General features: G+C 41.5%; 9 protein-coding genes and 1 tRNA gene. 7 read left to right on the top strand and 3 right to left on the bottom strand.

What is annotated here, in order from left to right; all coding sequences use genetic code 11:
- Window positions 1-92 precede the first annotated feature (92 nt).
- The 7 genes from AC27JP_RS12135 to AC27JP_RS12105 all read left to right on the top strand — a co-directional run bounded on the left by AC27JP_RS12135 (window position 93) and on the right by AC27JP_RS12105 (window position 17,882).
- A complete protein-coding gene (locus AC27JP_RS12135; protein WP_487115420.1) occupies window positions 93-752 on the top strand; it encodes a PEP-CTERM sorting domain-containing protein in 660 nt (219 codons plus the stop codon).
- A gap of 100 nt (window positions 753-852) precedes the next feature.
- On the top strand, window positions 853-4,329 hold the full coding sequence (locus AC27JP_RS12130) for a carboxypeptidase-like regulatory domain-containing protein (protein WP_487115418.1): 3,477 nt from the start codon (window positions 853-855) through the stop codon (window positions 4,327-4,329).
- Window positions 4,330-4,407: 78 nt separating this feature from the next.
- Window positions 4,408-5,589, top strand: a complete 1,182-nt coding sequence (locus tag AC27JP_RS12125; protein ID WP_487115416.1) for a hypothetical protein — start codon at window positions 4,408-4,410, stop codon at window positions 5,587-5,589.
- A gap of 43 nt (window positions 5,590-5,632) precedes the next feature.
- Window positions 5,633-6,094, top strand: a complete 462-nt coding sequence (locus AC27JP_RS12120; protein ID WP_487115414.1) for a DUF3592 domain-containing protein — start codon at window positions 5,633-5,635, stop codon at window positions 6,092-6,094.
- A gap of 18 nt (window positions 6,095-6,112) precedes the next feature.
- Entirely contained in the window at window positions 6,113-16,504 is a 10,392-nt protein-coding gene (locus AC27JP_RS12115; protein ID WP_487115412.1) for an Ig-like domain-containing protein, read from the top strand.
- 77 nt (window positions 16,505-16,581) lie between these two features.
- Window positions 16,582-16,995 carry a hypothetical protein gene (locus AC27JP_RS12110; protein WP_487115410.1) on the top strand — a complete coding sequence of 138 codons (414 nt, stop codon included), beginning with the start codon at window positions 16,582-16,584 and terminating at the stop codon, window positions 16,993-16,995.
- Window positions 16,995-17,882, top strand: a complete 888-nt coding sequence (locus AC27JP_RS12105) for a thioredoxin fold domain-containing protein (RefSeq protein ID WP_487115408.1) — start codon at window positions 16,995-16,997, stop codon at window positions 17,880-17,882. The genes AC27JP_RS12110 and AC27JP_RS12105 overlap by 1 nt, the downstream gene beginning before the upstream one ends.
- 320 nt (window positions 17,883-18,202) lie before the next feature.
- Here the strand turns inward: AC27JP_RS12105 and AC27JP_RS12100 are convergent.
- The 3 genes from AC27JP_RS12100 to tpiA form a co-directional block, all read right to left on the bottom strand.
- Window positions 18,203-18,287, bottom strand: a tRNA-Leu gene (locus AC27JP_RS12100).
- 12 nt (window positions 18,288-18,299) lie between these two features.
- Window positions 18,300-18,695, bottom strand: a complete 396-nt coding sequence (secG, locus tag AC27JP_RS12095; RefSeq protein ID WP_487115406.1) for a preprotein translocase subunit SecG — start codon at window positions 18,693-18,695, stop codon at window positions 18,300-18,302.
- A gap of 4 nt (window positions 18,696-18,699) precedes the next feature.
- Complete coding sequence (gene tpiA / locus AC27JP_RS12090; protein ID WP_487115404.1) at window positions 18,700-19,467, bottom strand: triose-phosphate isomerase; 768 nt, start codon at window positions 19,465-19,467, stop codon at window positions 18,700-18,702.
- Window positions 19,468-19,573 lie beyond the last annotated feature (106 nt).

The following is a 19,573-nucleotide window of genomic DNA, read 5'->3' as shown; positions in this document are numbered from 1 at the left end:
GTAGCAAAACGTCGTAAATTAAGCGTTACCCTTTTTATAGTATTTCAACTTACGTTCTCTGTGATGGCTTAACCCGTAAAGAAGGGATTTGTATGTCGAAGTTACAAGTAAGATCAAGATTACTAAACAAATGGTTTCCTCTTATTAAATTAAAAACTCTATGGTTATCTCTGGTGTTCATCCTTTCATCTGGCATGGCTAATGCCACATTGATTATAGATGTTGATGTTGATGTCACGCATATCGGCAGCAACAATTACTTATTTGAATATAGAATAACCAATAATAGTGACGCTGCTGAGATATTTTCATTTGATAATTTTTTAGTCTCTTTTGATTATTTAAAGTTCGATACGGTCGCTATTATGTCTTCGCCTGACCTTGATTGGGATGGGCTGAACTTCGATTCGGATCTCACCATAGGTTTTGAAGCAGATGGCTTGGCTGATTGGTTAAACTTAGCAGGGTTAGTTGCTTTACCATCTGCGCCAAGTTTAGATTCAAGTATTGGTGTGTTTGGTGCTGTTGCTCATTATTACGGTAGTGACGCAATTACTGCCGACTTATTTCGACAAGATTTCGAGTTTTACGATACCGGTGCTAGTTTTTTTGACCCGGTCGCTGGTGGTGTTGGTAGTACCAATGTCAATTCCGTAATCAACGCAAGCCCAGTTCCTGAGCCGAGCACTATTATCTTGTTATTAATGGCGCTATTGGGACTGTTAATACACAAACGTAAAGTCATGCTATAAATGAACAGCACGTTACTACCTGGTGCGGGTGTAGAAGTAACAGTAGTGGTACCTAGATAATAATTTGCATTCGATTTCATTTATCTGAAAGGGTAAGAAAATGCGAGTCGCAAAATGGTTTAATAAATTTATAATACTATTTATTTTGGTAAGTTTTAGTACGACTGTTCTAGCAGAAATAATTGCTGGCTTGCCAGAATTAGTGAGTCAAAAACGAGTTACTCGTACTCAATATGAATATACCTATAAGCTAAATATCTCAAATGTGGGCGGTGACAAAAAAGATATTACGGCAATAGTCACTAGTTCAAAAAGTTCGACTGTCATTATCGATAGTGAATTGACTTTTGAAAACTTAGCCGAAGGTGAGTCTACACTTAGTAGCGATACTTTTTCAATTCGCCAAGATCGTCGTGTGCCGACTGGGAACTCTATCAGTTATGAATTTTCCTTTACTGATGTACAGCCTCCCCCGCCTGCGACTGTTAGTGTTCAAATTACCTCTCCACAATCTTTAACCACTTTGGGTGTTTCGCCTGTTGCAGTAACAGGTACTATCTCCCCTGTTGATGCAAAAATCACCTTAAACGGCGTAGAAATCACCAACAATATGGGTGATTTTAGTGGCAATGTCGCATTAGAGGAAGGCAAAAACAGCATTGAGGCTAGAGCAAGTAAAAATGGTGTTATACGCACTGACAGTATTTCGATTTCCTTAGATCTCACTCCTCCACAATTAACCATAGATTCTCATAAGGACAATGATACAGTTTTCACTGAAACCGTCACTATTACCGGTTTAGTCAACGACATCGTACGTGGCACTATTGAACAGTCGGAAGCCAATGTTACCGTTAATGGTGTAGCAGCAGAAATTGCCAATCGAAGTTATGCCGTACGTGACTTACCAATAGCAGTAGGACAAAATTTAATTACTATTGCCGGCTCAGATCAAGTGGGTAATACCGCTCAAATTACTATTAATCTCAATCGTGAGGAAGTCATTGGCAAACGGCTCGAGCTTTTCAGTGGCCAAGGTCAAACCGCAATGATTAATGAATTGCTCACGGAGCCATTAGTCGTTCGAGTGCTAGACGACAACGATGCGCCCGTCGATAATGCCGCGGTAATCTTTAGGGTTAAAGATGGCTCTGGCGCCGTTGCTGTAGGAACAGAAGAGGAAGGACGAGCGGTCGTTGTGGAAACAGACACTGAAGGTAAAGCGCAAACTGAATTTAAACTAGGTGCTCGTGTTGGCACCGCTAATCACAAAGTAAATGCGGCTGTGGTTGGCTTTGACGGTGAAGTAGTTTTTAATGCCTCTGCCACAGGTCAAATAGGTAATAAATTAAGCGTCAATTCAGGAAATAATCAGCGTGGAGCCGTCGGGCAAGTTTTGCCTGAGCCTTTGGTGGTTGTAGTAACCGATGAAGGGGCAAATGTGGTTAAAGACGCGCGTATTCGCTTCGATGTTACCAAAGGTGGCGGAAAGTTTAGTGCCAATGAATTGCAAAGTATAGAAGCACTAACAGATAGCGACGGCAGAGCAACAACCGAATTTATTTTAGGTGACCTAGAAGGACTAGATGCTCAACGCATCATTGCAACGTTACTTGATGCCCCTGTTGGACAAATCATAACAGCTGGCTTTACCGCCAGTGCGTTATTACCTGTAGAAGGTGCTGATACCACAGTCAGTGGTGTTGTATTGGATAATCAAGATACGCCAATTCCAGGAGTTACCGTACGTGTTGAAGGAACCAATAGACAAAGCATCACTAATGACAACGGCATTTTTATTATTACCGAGTCTCCAGTCGGGCCCATTCATTTAATTGCCGATGGCTCTACCGCAACTTTACCCGGCGAATTTCCTTCTCTAAGTTATAACCTAGTCACTATTTCTGGTGTAGATAACCCGTTATCAGCGCCTATTTACATGGTCAAATTAGATACCGACAGCTCTGTATTTGCGGGTAATGAAGATGTGGATTTGACTTTACCCGAATTTCCCGGCTTTAAGCTCAGTATCCTCAAAGACTCAGTCACATTTCCTGATGGCTCGCGAGAAGGTTTGATTTCGGTTACAGCTGTTAATGCCTCAAAAGTACCTATGGCGCCACCTAATGGTATGCAGCCACAATTTATAGTTACAGTGCAGCCTACTGGAGCCTTATTTGATCCTCCGGCCCAGTTAAGCCTACCTAATGTTGACGGTCATGCCCCTGGTGCTCAAGTAGAGATGTACTCTTATGATCATGATTTGGAAGAATTTGTCACTATCGGTTTAGGAACAGTGAGTGAAAATGGCAGCGTAGTAACATCCGATCCCGGAGTTGGCGTCATTAAAGCCGGCTGGCATTGTGGCTCTCAACCTGGTGGTGCGGGTTGCACTCATAATTGCCCTATTTGTCAGGACTGTGACGGCGATTGTAATTGTGTTCCAGTATCGGGAGATCCACGATTGGCGCCGCTTAATTCAGTTGGGGATTGTAAAAAATCGGAATGTCAAAATGGCAGCGCTGTACAGGTCAATGATGACAGTGACATCCCAGATACCAGCGATGTTAAAGGCGACTGTAAAATGCCAGGCTGTGAAAATGGTACACCAAAAGACGTAGATGATGATGCCGATATTTCTGACGATGATGTTAAATGTAAAAAATGTGAAAATGGTGACGTAGTAAAAGATCCCGCTAAGGATACCCTCAAGTGTGGCGATGGCTCTTCAGAACAAGCCTGCTTAGAGTGTAAAGATGGAAACTGTCAGCACCCTGAATGTATGGCTAAAGGGGAACTTGTCTCTTTGGCAATAGGAACTGAAATTGACCCGACACAAGTTCCAGGGTTAGGTAAGATCGTTTCAGCCGTTAATAAAGCATTGGCGTTACTGCCTGTAAAATGTGACATCCCCACAGTAGCCATTAAAGGTTTTTATAAAAATGGCGACGAATGTTGTCAAGATTGTAACAATTTTGTCAAAGAAGGTAGCCGTTATCATCAAGTAGGTGGTGGTGGTGAAATCAGTAGTGATTGTGTCATTGGTAAAAAAGCCCCACCACTAGATATTAATTGGCCTATTACAGCCTTTGGTTATGGTATTCAAGTCGAAATTAAAGGGGAAGCTACGGTTGGTATAACCTTTAAGCCTTCATTTAGCATTGAAGCATCTGGCAAATATAACCTTACCTGTGAAGAAGGCTGTGTCAGTGGAGAAGCTAAGTTAGCTTTCCCTGTATTTGGCGGCATTATAGCTAAAATCCGCAAAGCGGAAGCTGAAGTTAAATTTGGCAGTTTTGGTGATTTAGATATTGCTGAGATCAGTGGCTCAGAAATTACCGGCGGTTTATCGGTTGGCACCATTTCAGGCGCTGTTTCTGCCGGTATTGGCTCTGCGACAGGTTGTGATTCTCTTAATTGTAAATTAACGCTAGGTGACGGTAAGTTGGTTTTCACATTTAAAGGCGGCACATTACAACTTTTAGATCGTGAATCACTTACCTTAAATTTGAGTGAATACATAAATTGGGAACTAGAAGTTCCACTGTGGAGCGGTAAAGAATTAAGTTGCAAATAGTTAGCTAACGCCATCGGTCTTAGCAGGCATTTGCCTATTGTAGTTAACCAGAAACGGTATTGAGGATTAGGGACGTATATGAATATATACATATATTTTATCAAGTGGCTCAAAGCATTGGCTTGCTGTAGCTTAGTATTAGTCACTTTTATGGTGCAAGTGTTTGCTGTGGAAAGACAAAATTTTGTCCTAATAGATGGCATCAATAACACAGGTTTATCACTGTCTGCAAAGGTATGGCGAGGGGCAAAATTACCTAACGACAAAGCCATCCAAAATGCGGTAAGAAGTACTCGTACTCTGGTTGAGATGAAAGATACTAAGCAAGTAAAACAAGCACAGATAAGAACAGATATAAAAACACTGAACTTAAAGCGAACTCCAGCTTTATTACCTGTGGAGGCCGATAGTGTCGAATTTAACTCTATTTGGCAATGGGGAGATGAAGTGTTATTAGATGTTGTATACAAATTCCCTAAACAACGTATACCGTGGCGTAGCGATTTTTATTGCCCTGGTAATGAGTCATGCAAATTGCTAACAACACCCAAAGATCAGTTTTTTGAACTCAGCTATTTTTTATATCAACAAAATCAGGCTAAAACATTTAAAAAGCCACTTAATACTAAGGACTTGTCTTTTGACTTAGTATGGAGTGACCCTTTTTCCTTACCTATTTATAGCAAGTCAGCTAACAAGTTAAAGGCTAATAACTTAGTTTGGACACTGCAACTTAATAGACTAGAAACCATGTTGGAAAAGCAGAAGAATATTTTTGTTCAAGTGCCTGAAAATCCAGATAAGGTTGCAAAAAAAGCGAGTAATTCGCAATTACTCGCGCAAACGTTAAATGTATTAATTGCGCGTGCCATGATTTTTGCTGACGAAGAAGCAAATACTCCGCTAGACAGTAATCGTTACGGCTATTTCAAACGTTCTGTGAACCAGAAGAAAGGGATCCAATCTTCAAAGCGTTTGGTTTATAAAGAACAACTTATCAATATGGTATCAAGTTGGCAAAAAGTTGAATTAATCGGCAGTTTAGACCTAAAGGATAGAGGTTTTTTGTTTATCCAGCCTTGGTATAAAGCCGCATCAGAAAAAGATAAAAACAAATTGCGTAGTGGTTCCGTTACCGTTTTTGAATATGCAAAAGGCAACAAGAAAACACTTGAGCTAGGCGTTAGAACCGATTGGTTAGGCGCTATATTATCCAATGATTTATTACTAGAAGCACTAAGAGTGCGAAATGCTGCGTAGGCTGTAGTTAAGTCGTTTTTTAAATAAAGGGTATATCAGTAGTATGACAAATGGAGCTTTTTGGGGCGGAATATTTTTAGTGTTACTGGCAGCATATTTATTGAAGCATGCAATAAAGTCGTTTCATGAATTTGAAGAGAGTAAAAACTGGCCGAGTGTAACAGGAAAAATAGTATACAGCGAAGTAGTAAGGCCATCGGCCACCAATAGCAGACGAGACTTCTTAGTTAATTACGATTACGAAGTTGAAGGCAAAGAATATAGAGGTAATAGGACAACGTTATACACAATTATCGATGAAGAAGAAGCAGTAGGTTTTCAAGCTCAATTTAAAACCGGTTCATCGGTTCTTGTTTATTACAGAACAGAGGTACCATCTGAATCAATATTAGTCCCAGGTGGTCGAGACGAAAAGAAGTACGGTGAAATTATAATGAGTTTTGTGGTTTTAGTTGTAGGGGTTGTTGTTAGCATTGCGGGGTTCTATGGCCATTTAAACTCTTAATTAGATTGGGTTTATTCAATGAGAAATTTCAAATGGAAATATAGTGGGGTGACAATTGTTGCGTTTTTATTAACGTTGACAATAGACGCCACGGCGCAAACGACGATAGACGATAACTGTATTGTGAACGTATTAAATCGAACGGTTAGCGTAAATCCTGATGGGGGCTGGTCACTTCCTAATATCCCTTCTACACAGGGCAATGTGCGGGCCAGAATCACCTGTGTTGATGATGATGGCAATACAACCTCTGGACAGACAGATTATTTTCGAGTCGTTGATAACGGCATTACCCGCGTGGGTGATTTTATTTTTGAAGAAGCCTCTAACGATCCGGTATCTTTAGATTTTATTAGCACTGATACTATTGAAATGGATGCATTGGATGCAAACTTTCAATTAGTGTTAACCGCCACATACGCAGATGGCTCCGCAACCGATGCGACCAGTGTCTTTTTTGGCACAAACTTTACCTCTACTAATCCTAATGTCATCACTATCTCTGGTGATGGTTTAGTTACTTCCCGTGGTAACGGACGAGCACTGATAGTGGCTCGCAAGGATGGTGTTCTAGCGACCAGAGATGTATTAGTCACCACAGGTGGCGACTTAGATGGCGATGGCTTGCCCGATGAATACGAAGTAACCAATGGCTTGAACCCTAATGACCCTATTGACGCTTTTGAAGATCACGATAAAGATGGTTTAAGCGCGCTAGACGAATACAATGCTGGTACGAATCCATTTGATGACGACACCGACAACGACGGTATTAAAGATGGTGAAGAACTCATCGCAGGCGTAGACGGCTTTATCACCAACCCATTATTATCAGACTCCGATGGCGATGGTTTATCAGACTCCGTAGAAATCACCGTTGGTTCATCACCTACTGACAGTAATGACGCCAATTTTGAAGATGCGGTAATTGGCATCAGTGTTATCCCTAATTCAATTGTCATGACGTTCAACTTAATAGATAACGAGGTCAGTACCCAGCTTACCGTGACCGCGCAATTGTTAGACGGTACAACCTTTGATGCCACAGATAAATCTAATGGTACCACTTATTCTTCTTCAGATTTAACTGTGGTTAGCTTTGGCGTTACCGATGGTGAAATTTTTGGCGGACAAGTCGGCACCTCGATTGTCACCGTCGGGCTATTTGATTTAGAAGTTGAGATTTCTGTTACTGTGGAAGCGTTCCAACCAGCCGGTGTCGGCCACCTAACCTTTAGTGGTACAGGTAAAGATACCGCGGTGCAAGGAGACTTCGTTTATATTGCAAGCTCTGTCGGTATGCATATTGTTGATGCCTCAGTAAAAGAATCCCCAGTAGTGGTTGCAACTCAGGCCACAACGGCTGCCGCAAACGATGTTCATGTGGTTGGTAACGTTGCTTATGTTGCCGTTGGTAGTAGCGGACTTGATATTATTGATATCACCGACCCAACAGCGCCAGCACTCATTACTAATTTTGATACAGCCGGAACTGCCGTTGATTTAGCTGTGCAACTTGGTCATGTCTTTGTTGCCAATAGCGCAGGTGGTATGGAAATTGTTAATGTCGAAACCAGCAATATGCCCTTTAGTGTTTCTACCTTAGAAGGATTAGGCAGCGTGATCGGTATTGATGCGCAATCAGACCGAGCGGTTGTTGCGACCAGCTCATCCATCATAGTTATTGATATCAGTGACCTTAATTCACCAATGCGCCTAGGAAGCATAAATATTGGTAATGTCCGAGCTGTGGTAATGGATGGTGATTATGCTTATGTCGCCTGTTATACCTGTGGTTATAAAGTCTTGAATATTTCTAACCCACAATTGCCGGTTATTACCGGCGGACAAACTGGCTTCTACCCTTCCGATGTAGAGTTGACTAATGGCTTGGCCTTCTTCAGTGATATTCTATTTGTTAATGCCGTGCCGTTTGTCAATATATTTGACCCAGAAGAACCCGTTTTTGGTGGCGTCATAGATATCAGACAATTTGGTGACCGAGACGCAGTTGGTTTATCACTTGATGCTGGTTTTGTTTATTCTACTGGCTCAAACCATCTCTATATTTCACAATATCGCATGCTAAATGACAACTTGGCGATACCTCCAACGGTTAATATTATTGATCCGGTTAATGGTGAAGTTGTTGTAGAAAATAGCAGAGTACTTGTGCGCGCTGAAGCGACAGATGATATTGCGGTTGGGCTGATTAATTTTTCAATTGACGGAAATTTAGTCTTAGCTGATACCACTAGACCTTATGAAGTGCCAGTAACTGTTCCTGGTGGTGCAGATAGCATAGAAGTAACGGCACAAGCGGTAGATTTAGGCAGCAACAGTGCCAGCCATTCTATTACCTTGACCGTTGAACCTGATGCTGACCTTGATGGCTTAGGTGACACAGAAGAAGTCAGCACGTGGGGAACCGATCCTAGTGATGCTGACAGTGATGATGACGGCTTAAAAGACGGCGAAGAAATAGACCGTGGTACAGATCCAAATGATATGGATAGTGATGACGATGGTATTAATGACGGTGATGAAGTCAGTAATGATACTGACCCATTAAACCCAGATATAACCCCGCCTACCGTAAGTAGCATTGAGCCACTCGATGGCTCAGTGGATATTTGTGAAAACCAAACTATTGCTGTTTCTATGAGCGAAGCAATACGCCGTAGCGCTTTAAATGAAATAAATTTCTCCTTATTAAAAGATGATGTTACCGAAGTAGCAGGCATACTAAATTTGGTTTCCAGTAATACTGAATTATTATTTGATCCGACAAATTTATTAACTGATAACAGCAGTTATACAGTACGCATTAGCAACGTAAAAGATGATGCGGGTAATCCACTCGCGGCTGAATTTGTTGCAAGTTTTGACACCGGTAACTGTATCGATTTAGATAAACCTGTGATCATAGACACTAGCCCTGTTGCTAATGCGACTGCCGTACCGATCAACAGTCGCTATACTGCCATCATCAATGAGCCTATAGACCCTAACACCGTAACAACAGATTCAGTTTATGTAGTTGATAGGTCAACTAATTTAAGAGTAAACGGGATTGTCAGTGTCACTGATGATATGCGCTCCATTACTTTTGTTTCTGACGTCCCCTTCTTGGTGGGTCGTCAGCATTACATCTATTTTACCAGTGCAATAAAAGATTTATTTGGCAATAGCTTAAATAACACTATACGTTATTTTACCGTCTCTTTTGATACCGACGGTGATGGACCAAGTATTTTGGCCACCTCTTTTACCGATGGGTTTAGCGGTGCTCCTGTAAATACTAAGTTAAGAGTGCGCTTTAACGAAGGTATCAACGCCCTAAATGTTTCAGGTATAAGACTATTAAATGATGCTGGTGGCGATGTTCCAGTGAGTCGCAGTTTAAGTGCTGACAGAGCTATGGTTACCTTATCACCGCTAGCCCCGTTAACAGCAGACACGAGTTACCAGTTTTTGGTTGACGGTGTACAAGACTTAAGCGGTAATTTATTGGCTAACTCACGACTCGTCAACTTCACTACGGGTAGTGATGTTGATGGCACACGCGGTGATACCGCACGATGGAGTATTCCAGTAAATAATACTCAGAATGTGCCACTAAATGCCATCCATGAAGTGGAATTGAACGAGCGTATTGATGCAGCGAGTATTAATAGCGGTTCACTTTATCTATGGGATAGCGTAGCAAACCGTAACTTATCAGGCAGTCGAACCATAGACCTCACAGGCAAAATCGTCCGCTTTATCCCCGACCAACCAATGGAAGCCAATCGTCGTCATTACCTCTATGTTGGGTATGGAGATGGCTTATTAGATCTAGCTGGAAATAAAGTGCAATTGCGTAATCGCTATTTCACAACCGGATTTTCTGAAGATAGCACAGAGCCATCAATCAGCTCTTTTAGCATTGACGAAGGCACGAATACTATGCCAGTCAATGGTCGAATTGTAATAAATTTTGATAACCAACTAAGTGATACCTGTCCGGTATCAAATGGTGTGCAAGTATTAGATAACGGTGTCATGATTGATATCACCGTCGTACTTAGTTCAAACCGCCAAAGTTTAACGATTACCGCAAATGGTGGCTTTAATACCTCAACTAATTACACCATAGATATTACAGGATTATGTGATTACGCTGGCAATACCCTAACGGCAAGTAATGTTTTAAGCTTTACCACATCGGCTAATGCCAATGACGATAATGCTGGGCCGATATTACAAAGCATCACTCCAAGCCACAATTCCGTCAATGTCTCAGTTGGCACAGTGACCAATGGTACTAGTGACCTACAAATAGTGATGCAATTTGACGAAGCGGTGGAAGAATCGTCAAGACCAGCATTAACTGGCGCAGGAATTACTGTGCCAGGTAATTACGATGTCACTGGAAGTACCATTACCTTTACACCGTCTATACAACTATTAGGTAACACCCAATATACCATGGGGTTAGCCAACACAATACGAGATTTAACCGGTCGCACACGCAATAACGGCAATCAAAGATTTACCACCGAATCAATCAGCGATACCACAACACCATCAGTGTTAGCGACATCGCCTAGTGCCGACGCTATCGATGTTAGTCCATTGACCAGTATTGTCATCAATTTTGATGAACCTATGAATATAGGTACCCTGAATAACAGTAATATCTCACTGTACAGTAATGGGGCTGTTATTGCGCCATCAGTATTTAGAAGTGCCGATGGTCGCCAAGTCACCCTAACCGCAAACTTACCTCATGCTAGTGTAATTTCTTACGCTATCTCTGACAAAGTTACTGACTTATCGGGCAATGCACTTGCACCATTTATTTCGACATTTACCACAGGTGTATATGTTAATGACGGTGGTCGACCTAGAATTAACAGCCAATTACCGGGTAACGGCTCGTCTGGCTGGCTTGATATTAGTGAAATTAATCTTTATGCATCTGAGACGATAGACGAGGCAAGTTTAGTTGATGGCCTTCATGTCGCAGAGAATGGTGTACTCATCGATGCCGAAATTACCATCAGCACGGTTGGTGATGGTCGTACCATAAAAATCATTAAAGACACACCATTTACTGAGGGTGCATTAGTACAGTTCTATCTTGATGGCGACATGACCGATATTTCTGGTAACCCGCTTAACAGTTACAATGGTTACTTTACTATGGGTACGAGCTCTGAAGGTATCGGCGTAAGACCACGCCTTGTTACCTATGCGCCATTTGCTAATATGACCAATGTACCACTAAATCCAAGAATCGCCATTCGCTTTAATGAAGCGATGGATTCGACTTCATTTACCTCTTCAAATGTTATCTTGTACAAAGTTGAAGGTAACCCATGGCCGGTAATAGCAACAACAGCGACGATTCATCCATCAGACCCTACGGTTATGCATGTTGTAGCCGATGCTCCTTTAGATACTGACCAACGCTACTATATGTGGTGGGGAACAGGCTTAATGGATACCGATGGTGATAACTATAACACCAATTCTGCATTCTACTTTTACACTGGTGTAAACTCTGTAGAAGATAATCGAGCACCAATGCTAACGACTATTAACCCGCCAAACGGTGAGGAAAACGTCGGTATTAATCCAAACTTTAGCACCCGTTTTGACGAGCCAATCAATCACGTCAGTTTTGCTAGTGATGGTAATAGAAATAATATTCAATTTAGTGAAAACAATAATGTCATCCGCTATAGCAGACAATGGACGTTAGAGCCTAGTGCAGAAATTACCGAAACCATTTCAGGTGTAGAAGATTTAGCGGCCAATGTTGCTCAACCGATGAGCACAACCTTTAATACCATGAATGGACCGGACTTTGTCAGACCTGTGGTTAGAGACACGGGTTTGTCTAATAATCAACAAAATGTGCCATTAAATCCAACATTCATCTGGAATTTCAATGAGCCGATTGATCCTGTGAGCGTTAGTAGCAGTGGTGTTTACCTTTGGGACAGTGTCTCTAATGTTGTTATCCCATCAACCTATGAACTGTCATCAGATGGTAGACAATTAGTGCATGTAGCTTCACAAACCCTGTTACCGGGTCGAAGATACTATCACTATGCCTATAGCATGAGAGACATTAGCGGTAATACTTTAGGCAGCCACAGCCGTTACTTTACTACCGGCTTTGACCAAGACACTGTCGAACCAACAGTAGTGGCGAGTAGTGTATTTGAAGGACAAACCGATTTACCTGTTAATAGTCAATTTAGCGTTAACTTTAATGAACCGCTACAACCTTTGACCACAGTACAAATGCGTTTGCTTGATAGTGGTGGACAGTCAGTACCGGCTAATATTTCACTTAATACCGGTAGAACACGTATAACTATAACTCCGCTTAGACTATTAGAACCTTTAGCTAATTATACCTTTGAAGTAGCTGGTGCAATTGATTTAGCTGGCAACGAACAAGTCGGAATCCATAGAGTCAACATCACAACCGGTGAAGTGATGGATGTCACGCGTGGCAGTGTTATTCGCTGGAGTATACCGGTTAACAACACCCAAAATGTACCACTTAATGCCGTGCATGAAGTTCAGATAAATGAACGCATTGACCCATCGAGCATAAATGGTGGCTCAATTTACTTGTGGGATTCAGTCAGCAACAGAAATGTTGCCGGTACCAGAACACTCGATGCAAGTGGCACTGTATTGCGTTTTACTCCGGACGCACCTGTAGAGCCTAATCGTCGCCACTACCTCTATGTAGGTTATGGCGAAGGCCTTAAAGATATGTCGGGTAATAAAATAAACCTTGCTAACCGTTACCATACCACTAGTTTTAGCGAAGACACTACTATGCCAATTTTGGCGGCGAGTAACTTTGAAACCGGTTTTGATGCCATGCCGGTAAACGGACGCATTGTGCTAGATTTTGATGAACCACTCAGTGATTCCTGCCCTGTTGCCAGCGGCGTGCAGGTTAGCAATGGCGTGGCCGTCGACATAAATGTAACCCTGAGCAGCAATCGCCGTCAGCTGGTGATCACAGCAATTAATGGCTTTTCTGCCTCAAGCAATTATACCGTTACACTAACTAATATTTGTGACTATGCTGGCAATGTAATTACTGGTGACTTACTTACCTTCACCACAACGGCTGTCAGTGATACTACTGGCCCTATTTTGCAAAGTATTACGCCTGCCCATAATACAACTGATGTCGCCGTTAATACCGATATTGTCATGGTTTTTGATGATAATATTGATATCAGAAGCGCACCACCAGTAACTGGTGGCGGTATCACAGTCACCGGAAGTTACCAAATTAACGGTAATATCCTAACATTCAAAACCTCAGAATTGCTGCAAAGCAATACTCAGTTTACCGTCAACCTTGTAAATCAAATTTTCAATATGAGCGGTCAAACACGCAATAATGGTAATCAAAGATTTACCACTGAGTCAGCGATCGATAGCACAGTACCGACTATAGTCGCGTTATCGCCAGCAGCTAATTCTGTTGATGTCTCGCCATTAAATTCTGTGGTCGTCAACTTTAGTGAGCCTATGGCTATTGGTTCACTAAACAGCAGTAATATTGCCCTTTATGCTAACGGTGGAGTTATACAACCAAGTATATTGCGAAGTGCTGATGGTAAGCAGCTAACCTTGTCATCAAACTTACCTCATGCATCTATAGTTTCAGTCGCGTTATCTGATGGCGTAACCGATTTAGCAGGTAATAATTTAACGCCATTTACCTATTCATTTACCACCGGGGTATATAGTAATGACGGCACTCGTCCAAGTATTAGTCAAGTATTGCCAACTAATGGTTCTTCAGGTTGGTTAGGCTTAACTGAGGTATTACTATATGTTAATGAACCGCTTGATTCATCAAGCTTGGTTGATGGGCTGCATGTTTTAGAAAATGGTGTTTCAATTGACGATCAAGTCAATCTTACCTTATTAGGTAATAATAGAACTCTGAAAATCACCAAAGACACGCCATTTTCAGACAACGCATTGGTTCAGTACTTCTTAGCATCAACCATCACTGACCTCAATGGCAACCCACTTAATGCCTATAATGCACAATTTAGTACGGGAGAGTCCGGAGGTAGAGTCGGCATTCGCCCTACATTATCAACCTATGCACCCTTTGCTAATATGACCAATGTGCCACTCAACCCTCAAATAGCAATCCGCTTTAATGAGGCTATGGATCCGGCTTCATTTACCTCTGCAAATGTGATTCTGTATAAAGTGGAAGGTAACCCGTGGCCGGTAATATCAACTACCGCAACAATAGATCCGCGCGATGATAGCGTCATGCATGTTGTTCCTGACGCCCTGCTTGAGTTAGATCAGCGTTATTATATGTGGTGGGGAACGGGTCTGCTAGATACCGATGGTGATAACTATAACACCAACTCTGCATTCTATTTCTATACCGGTGCCACTTCAGTAGAAGATGATCAGTCGCCAATGATACTAGCCATGAGTCCGCCAGATGGTGCTAGTAACGTCGGTATCAATCCAAGCTATAGCGTACGTTTTGATGAACCAATCAATCACGTATCCTTTAGCACAGGTGTCCCTGACAGGATTAGCTATCAGTTTAGTGAAAATAACGAAGTCGTGCGTTATAGCCGCTTATGGACCTTACCACCAAGTGACACAGAAGTTGAAAATATTTCTGGTGTCTTAGATATCGCAGGCAATACAGTTGTAGCAGACAGCAGTAGTTTCACCACTATGGCTGGTCCAGACTTTACCCGCCCTACTGTAACTGATACTGGTTTGTTCAATAACCAACAAAATGTTCCACGCAATCCAACTTTCGTTTGGACATTTAGTGAGCCTATTGATCCGGTAAGTTTAAATAGCAGTAGCATTTATGTTTGGAACGCGACCACAGGGGTTATTCCGTCAACTTATGAATTGTCTGCCGATGGATTACGACTAACTCATGTACCGAGCCAATTATTACCTACTGGTGAACGGGTTTACCACTATGCGTACAATATGCGAGATCTCAATGGCAATACCTTAGGGAGTCATAGTCGTTACTTCACAACCAGTACGGTCGAAGATGTTGCTGCGCCAGCCGTAGTCAATAGTAGTGTATTGCCAGGGCAAACAGGCGTGCCGCTAAATGCACGTTTAAGAGTGAGATTTGATGAATTACTGTTACCTCTAGTTACTCATGGCATTACGCTTGTTGATGCGGCAGCTAATAATATTGCAATCAATATTAGTCACGATGATGGCCGTCAACGAATTAATGTTATACCTAAACAATTATTGAAGCCTTTCACCACTTATACATTAAGTGTTTCTGGCATGCTCGATTTGAGCAACAACGAACAGGCAACAGACTTTAGTGTCAGTTTCACCACTGGAGATACCATGGATGTAACCAGAGGTAGTGTGGCTACTTGGAGTATTCCGGTAAACAATACCCAAAACGTGCCATTAAATGCGGTCCATCAAGTCACATTATCTGAACGTATTGACCCTACATCAGTAGTCGCATCATCTTTTTATCTCTGGGATCAAACAGCTAATTTGGTATTACCAGGTAGCAGAAGTATTGATGCTACCGGCAAAATACTAACATTTACGCCTGATGCACCATTATTACCAAACCGCCGCCACTACCTCTATGTCGGTTATGGTATTGGGCTGTCAGATATGTCTGGTAATAATATATTCGCGACTAATCGATACTTCACAACGGGGGTAAGTAGTGATGTATTAGCACCAACAGTTTCTGCTATTAATATTGCAAATGACAGTACAGCAATGCCAATTAATGGTCGTGTACAATTTAGTACAAGCGACCCATTAAGCGATACCTGCCCTTACTGGACTGGGATAAGCGCCACTGATGCCGGTGGAAATGTGCCTATTTCTGTTACGTTGGCCAGTGATAGAAGCACCCTTACCGTAACAAAAAGTGGTGGTTGGGATACTTCAACTAGCTATGAATTAAACATTGATAGCCTATGTGATTACTCAGGTAATGAACTATCGGCCTCTTTGGTCAATTTTACCACCAATGCTAATACCACTAATGACACCTCGGGCCCAATTTGGCAGACAATTGTTCCGACAACAGGCTCAAGTGTCGCGAATGGTCCTACTGATGTTGATGTCATCAGTGCCATAGTGATCACTTATGATGAAGAGATAGATTTGCGAACTATGCCGCCAGTAACGGAGAATGCGACAGGAACTGTGGTGAGTGGTAGCTATTTCGTCAATGGTAATACGGTAACGTTCAACCCAACAAATAATTTGTTATATGGCACCGCTTACCGCATTAATTTAGTTAATACTGTGTTTGACTTAGCAGGCTATCGTCGTAATAGCGGTTATCGCTATTTCACAACCATGCCCGATCCGGGGCCCTAATATTTAATGTACAGAATTTAATCACAAAAAGTAGCGTAGGCTATAATAATATAATTCACACAGTGATGAGGTTTTAGATGAAAATAACAATAGTTGTCTTAGCAATTTTAGTTATTGCTGGAGGGATATTGTGGTCAACGCAAGACAATAAGGTTGTTTCGCCAACCGTATTGTCTTCTGAGCCTGTCAATCCAGCTGAAAGTACAACATTAATTGATACCCGAGCATTGAATAAAGCAACTAATAACGTTTATGTTGGACGTCAAGCGCCGGTCTCTGAAACCTTGTCTGCTAATGAATTGACTGAGCTGAAACGTCAAGCGGCTATTAAGCAAACCGAAATTGAAGACTTAGTGTTAGAGCTTGACCGGGCTCTTACCGACCCAAATACTAGAGCCATTGTAAAGGCAAAAATTAATTTGTTGAAAGAAGAATATAACGAGTTAATTTTGCCAATTATGATGCAAGAAATGAAAAAGCGTAACGGCTAATGACAGTTAGTTCTTGGTGGCGTCACTTATTTACCGATAAATTACTTAATCTACTGCTGACGCTGCTCTTAGTACTAACGACTGAAATATCAGTTGGCCAACAAGCGTTTGCCACTGAAAAAGATGCAAAATTTATCCCCACAGAACAAGTTTACCATCAGTTTTTGTTAAAGGATTGGCGAGCCAATAAACCGAGTGTTTTGGTATTCAAAGATCCTTTTTGCCCCTATTGCATAAGAGCAATTCCTAAACTGCAAGCATTAAACGAATACAATGTTTTTGTTTTTTGGTCACCTATCCTAGGACAGCGAAGCATTAATCGTGTCAACGAAATTTTTCAATGTGAACGACCCATATCTGCAAATATACTTCAAGCGGTTAAATATCGCTATTCGCCTGAGTGTGCTGGCGAAATAAATAAAGAAATGCAGCAGCTAAATCAGCATGTTGTCGATAATTACAAAATTAACGCAGTCCCTTCTTATTTCTTTCAGGGTCAAAGGGTTTCATTGGCTTATTTAGCCAACCAAAAGTTGAAGCACCCACGTATAAACGGCGTGGCAGTTAATTGGAAAAGATATGCGCTAATGAAGGTACACCAAAGACAGCAAACTAAGTCCATCGCACTTATTGTTCCCGAAAAATATAGCGAAAATGTTCAGCAACTGATTAAAGAAAATAAGCCTGAGTTTCTGTTCTTGGACAGTGGACTAATTACGAAACTTCATGAAAATTTAGGTTGTCAAACTGCTGACAATGACTGCATTAAAAAACGAACCACGCTTTATAACCATAGAGTCGAAGAATTCAAACTTATTTTTGCAGATGCCCTACCCAAAAATAAAGTTTTAGTCGTTAATAACTTAGGGGAAATAAAAACTATTTAACAATTTCCTAAAAACAGTAACGGTCAACTTATTCTAGAGCCGTTTGGTTTAACCCATAATTGCAAACCATCACCATCAGAAAGTTACACAACTAATCTACTAGACTTATTTGTTTGACTTAAGCATTAGTTAGCGGTGTCATCTTTCCAGCCATTTTAGTAGTACCACTAGGTGTTAATTTTAACTGATACTACTTACGGTGCTACTAAAAAACGTGGATTGCAAAGAACGCTACTGGATAGCTTTAGACATAAAAAAACCCGAGAGCCTTGTTTTTATTAGGCTTTCGGGTCTTTATTGACTCTCTTAAAGTCTTGTTTTGGTGCAGATGGAGAGACTCGAACTCTCACGCCCTAAGGCACCACCCCCTCAAGGTGGCGCGTCTACCAATTCCGCCACATCTGCAAATTTTTTAAACTAGTTTGGTACGTCGCTGTCTTTTTCAACTGGTGCGTCGCTAGCAGGAACGTCAGCATTATCAGCTTTAGGTTCAATACTTTCGCTAGGAATTGCATCGGTTGCTGGTGCAACTTGACCTGCTGGAGCGTCAATATTATTCCACTCATCCGTTGCTTTAACACGGTTAGCCGTTAAGTTACCTAACACTAAGCTGATAACAAAGAATGCAATCGCTAAATAAGTGGTAGATTTAGTTAAGAAGTTACCAGAACCACTTGAACCAAAAATAGTGGCTGATGAACCAGCACCGAATGATGCGCCCATATCTGCACCTTTACCTTGTTGAATTAGCACTAAGCCAATTAAACATAAGGCAACGATCAAATACACTACAATTAACACTTGATACAACATTTTATTATCCCTTTGCTGCCGAACAAATTACTTTAAATTCATCGGCTTTTAAACTAGCACCGCCGATTAATCCACCATCGATATCAGCTTGTGCAAATAATTCTTCACAGTTTGTCGCATTGACACTGCCACCATACAATAACGGCACCTTAACTGCGACATTTTCATCAACTTTCGCGATAAATTCACGAATAAATTGATGGGTTTCTTGCGCCATTTCTGGCGATGCTGTTTTTCCTGTACCTATTGCCCAAACGGGCTCATACGCAACAACAACATCTGCAAATTTCTCAATACCAATTTCGTCGATTACCGGCTGTAATTGTGCCGCTAAAACGATTTCAGTTTGCTCTGCAACTCGCTCGTCTTCACTTTCACCTATACATAATATAGGTTTAAGGCCAGCCTCTAAAGCAGTTTTCACTTTATGCGCTACCAGTGTGCTTGATTCTTTGTAAATGCTACGACGTTCTGAATGCCCTAGTATTACGTAGTTAACACCAACTTCCTGTAACATTGATGTTGAAACTTCACCAGTAAATGCGCCTTTAGCATGCTCATTTAAATTTTGAGCACCTAAGCTAAATGCTTTAGCTAAGCTTGCATTGGCACTTGCTAAGCTAAATGCCGCTAAGTAAGGAAAACTAGGACAAACTACGACTTCAACATTTTCATTTAACGTAACGTTATTTAATTCTGAAACCATTGAGTTGACTAATGCTAAACTGCCATTCATTTTCCAGTTTGCTGCAACAATTGCGCGTCTATTCATTTTTCATTCCTAAATCAAAGCGGCGAGATATTAACTAACCTGTAGGCAAGATACAAGTTTTTCAAGCAATATCTCGTTCAATTGCCTAATATTCGTCCGACAACAT

The organism is Colwellia sp. SU-HH01172 (assembly GCF_057553355.1).
This window is presented reverse-complemented; position numbering and strand designations above follow the sequence as displayed.